At 75.2% G+C, this 3995-nt stretch carries 3 protein-coding genes and 1 pseudogene; 1 reads left to right on the plus strand and 3 read right to left on the minus strand.

The features are described from left to right. Positions 1–348, minus strand: a pseudogene (locus tag HMPREF3105_RS06705) (A/G-specific adenine glycosylase); the annotation flags it as partial. 41 nt (positions 349–389) lie between these two features. Between HMPREF3105_RS06705 and HMPREF3105_RS06710 the strand changes: the two are divergent. Beyond that, positions 390–1253 carry a hypothetical protein gene (locus tag HMPREF3105_RS06710; protein WP_036339123.1) on the plus strand — a complete coding sequence of 288 codons (864 nt, stop codon included), beginning with the start codon at positions 390–392 and terminating at the stop codon, positions 1251–1253. Between the two features lie 13 nt (positions 1254–1266). On the opposite strand, the gene radA is transcribed toward HMPREF3105_RS06710, so the two are convergent. Together radA and HMPREF3105_RS06720 are read right to left on the minus strand one after the other, a co-directional pair. Beyond that, a complete protein-coding gene (gene radA / locus HMPREF3105_RS06715; protein WP_036339121.1) occupies positions 1267–2703 on the minus strand; it encodes a DNA repair protein RadA in 1437 nt (478 codons plus the stop codon). Between the two features lie 88 nt (positions 2704–2791). After that, the gene (locus HMPREF3105_RS06720; protein WP_070709026.1) at positions 2792–3961 is read right to left on the minus strand and encodes an FUSC family protein; all 1170 of its coding nucleotides are present in this window, start codon (positions 3959–3961) and stop codon (positions 2792–2794) included. Positions 3962–3995 lie beyond the last annotated feature (34 nt).

Below are 3995 nucleotides of genomic sequence, written 5' to 3' on the forward strand. Positions count from 1 at the left end.
CGGCACCCGGCCGTCGTGGCGCTCGACGACGGCCCGGGCGGCCTCCTGGAGGCGCAGGGCCCGGCGCGGGTAGCCGAGCCGGTCCCAGGCCGTGAGCACGTCTGCGGTGGGGGCGACGGCCAGGTCCGCGGGGGTGGGCCAGCGCTCCAGCCACTCCCGCCAGCGGGGCAGCACCCTCACGACCGGTGTCTGCTGGAGCATGATCTCCGAGACGAGCACGCCCCACGGGGAGCAGTCCGGGCTGCGCCAGGGAAGGTCCCGGGCGTGGACGGCGAACCAGCCCAGCACCGCGTCGTGCAGGCGCGGCACGTCCACCGTGGGCGGGACGAGGGGGGCGGGCGCGGGCATGGCGTCCACTGTAGGGTGCGCCGCCGCCTACCCTGGATCGCATGCCGTCTCGTCCGACTTCCCCCGGGTCGAAGCCGTCCCCCGCCGTCTACCGCCGCCGGCGGCTCGTGGCCGCCCTGCTCGCCCTCGTGCTCCTGCTCCTGGTGGGGTGGGCCGTCGTGGCGCTCGTCCGCGCCGGGATCGGCGCCTTCTCCTCCGAGGACGCCGACCCCTCCGCCGCCCCGACGCCGGTGCACTCCCCGTCGCCCGCCCCGGCGACGGACGCCGAGTCCGGCTCCGCCTCGCCCACCGTGGCCCTCGAGGACGCGGCCGAGTGCCAGCCCTCGGACCTGCGGATCACCGCCTCCGCGGACCGGTCCGAGTACCAGCGGGGCGAGGAGGCCGAGCTGCGCCTGGGCATCACGAACCTCTCCTCGACCCCGTGCCGCACGGATGTGGGCACGGCCCGACAGGAGTTCAGGATCCGCACGGCCGAGGGCGACGACGTCTTCTCCACCCGCATCTGCCAGGCGGACCCCGCGGAGGCCCAGCGGGTGCTGTACCCGCACGAGGAGCTCACCGCCGTGTACCGCTGGTCCGGCCGTGCCTCGAGCCAGGACTGCGGCCGACTCGGCGCTCTCGCGGAGCCCGGACCCCATCTGCTGACGGTCAGCCTCGGCGACGTCACCTCCCGCCCCGTCGCGCTGAAGATCCTCGAGGAGCTCGCCCCGGGGGCCCAGGACGGCGGCTCCTCGGCCACCCCCTCCTCGGCCACCCCCTCCTCGAGCGGCAGCGCCTCCCCGTCGGCGTCCGCCTCAGCTCCGGCGTCGGCCTCAGCCTCGGCGTCCGCCTCAGCATCGGCGTCGGCTTCGCCGTCCGCGGCACCGGCCACGACCACCGACCCGTCGCCGTCGCCGTCCCGCTGAGCCGGGCGCGTCGTCAGCGGCCGGGGCCGACCTCCGGACGCGCGGCCGGGCCGCCGCCGGTCCACGTGGGGATCGTGGCGAGGGCCTCGCCGATTGAGCCGACCTCCGCCACCGTGAAGCCCGCCGGGACGTCCCCGAGCGGCTCGGGGGAGCGGGGGACCAGGGCGCGGGTGAAGCCCAGGCGGGCGGCCTCACGCACCCGTCGCCCGATGCCGGGCACGGGGCGCACCTCCCCGGCCAGCCCGAGCTCACCGACCGCGATCATCCCCTGCGGGACGGGGGCCGAGAGCTTCGCCGAGGCCACGGCGACGGCCACGGCCAGGTCCGAGGCGGGCTCCGAGAGTCGCACGCCGCCCACGGTGGCCACGTAGCAGTCGTCCTGGGCGAGGGCGAAACGGGCCCGGCGCTGGAGCACGGCCAGGAGCATGTTCACGCGCGCCGCGTCCACGCCGGAGACGGTGCGGCGCGGGCTGCCGCCGGCGGACGGGGTGAGCAGGGACTGCACCTCGGCCACGAGCGGGCGCCGGCCCTCGAGCGTCACCGTCACGCATGTGCCCTCGACCGGCTCCGAGACGCCCGAGAGGAACAGGCCGGAGGGGTCGTCCAGGGACTCGATGCCGTCCTCCCGCAGGTCGAAGCAGCCGACCTCGTCCGTGGGCCCGAAGCGGTTCTTCACCGCACGCACCAGGCGCAGCCGTGAGTGGCGGTCCCCCTCGAACTGGCAGACCACGTCCACGAGGTGCTCGAGCAGCCGCGGGCCGGCGATGGTCCCGTCCTTCGTCACGTGGCCCACCAGGACCGTGGTGATCCCCTTCTCCTTGGCCGTGCGGATGAGGCTGGCCGCCACCTCGCGCACCTGGCTGACGCCCCCGGCGATCCCGTCCACCTCGGTGGACTGCAGGGTCTGCACGGAGTCCACGATCACCAGCTCCGGGTCCGTCCGCTCGATCTGCCCCAGTGCCCGGCCCAGGTCCGTCTCCGCCGTCAGACGCAGGGTGTCCGCGATCGCCCCGATCCGGTCTGCGCGGGAGCGCACCTGCGCCGCCGACTCCTCACCCGTCAGGTACAGCACCGAGCGCGGCCCGCCGCCTCCCGCGCCGCGGGCCGTCTGGGCGGCCACGTCCAGCAGCAGCGTGGACTTGCCGATGCCCGGCTCTCCGGCCAGCAGGATCACCGCACCCGGCACGAGGCCGCCGCCGAGCACGCGGTCCAGCTCGCGCACCCCCGTGGAGCGGAACGAGGCCAGCGTGGCGTCCACGTCCGCGATGCGCGGCGCGACCTCCGCGACGGTGGCCGCGCGCGTGCGACCGGTGGTGGACGTCAGGCCGATCTCCTCGACCGTGCCCCACGACTGGCACTCCCCGCAGCGGCCGACCCACTTCACGGTGGTCCAGCCGCACTCGGTGCAGCGGTATCCGGGGGCGCGCTTCGGGGCGGTCTTGGTGGCCATGCGCCCACTCTAGGAGCCGGGGCGGACGCGTTAACCGGCCCGCGCACGGCCCGACGTCGACCGCCGGGGCCGCGCGCCGCCGTCGGGCTCAGACGCGGGGCAGGTAGGCCCGCGCCTCGTCGTGCTCGGCGCCCGTGGCCTCGATGAGGTCCACCATCATGGGCCGCAGCAGCATCACGAGCGCCTCGCCGTGCACGGATCCGCCGCCCAGCTGGTGCGGGTCCAACGCGGAGGCGGACGCCCCCAGGGCGTCCCGCGCCACGGACAGCGAGCGATGGCGGCCCTCGGCCTGGGGTTCCACGAGGGACCGGTGCAGGATCTCGACGGCGTCCGCGGCGTCGTCGAACCAGGCGGCCAGGCGCTCGCGGACGTCGTCGTCGAGCACGCCCTCGTCCAGGGCCGAGACCACCCGCCGGGCCACGATCCGCAGGGAGCGCACCGCCAGATCCGAGCGGTCCGCCGCGTTCACCGCGTCCTCCACGAAGGAGCGCGAGGAGCGGTGCAGCGGGTTGAACACGGTCTGCTCATGTGTGACGCGCAGCTCCTTGCGCAGCGCCTCCAGCGTGGTGTGCGTGCCGCGGCTGGCCACGAGCGCCATCCAGGCGGTGCGGGAGTCGTCCTCCCGCAGGGCCCGGGAGAGGTCGCGCAGCACCGTGGCGATCGAGTCGTAGAGCCCACCCAGCTGACGCACCGCGGGACGGCGCACGTCCTGGGGCGAGAGGAACGTGACGAGCAGGGCCAGGACGCCGCCCACGATCGCGTCCTGGCTGCGGACGAACGGCCCTCCCGTGCCGATGGGCAGGAGGACCACGAGGACGGACTGCAGGGACATCTGCATCGTGAACGTGGCGCCGGAGTCCAGGAACCGGGCCACCATCACGGACACGAACAGGACCACCGAGGCCTGCCACAGGCCGCGGCCGAGCCCGACCATGAGCAGGTCCCCGATCAGGATGCCGACGGTGCAGCCGACGGCGACCTCGGCCACCTTGCGCAGCTTCGGCTCCCGTTGGAAGCCGAGGGCGATCAGCAGGGCGGTGGAGGCGAACAGGGGCTGCTGGTGGCCCAGGACGGTCTCCGCGAACCAATAGGCGCCCACCGCGCAGACCGCGACGAGGGCGGCCTGGCCCACGGAGGAGCGGACGCGGGACCAACCCGCACGGGCGCGCCGACGCAGGAAGCGGCCGAGGCGCTCCCCGCGGGTCTGGGGGTCGACCATCGGCACCGTGCCCGTGGCGGTGGCGAAGCGGTCCGTCATGCGGCCAGCCTAGTTGTTGTGGGTCATGAGGTTC

The organism is Micrococcus sp. HMSC31B01 (assembly GCF_001816085.1).
GTDB classification, from domain to species: Bacteria; Actinomycetota; Actinomycetes; order Actinomycetales; family Micrococcaceae; genus Micrococcus; species Micrococcus luteus.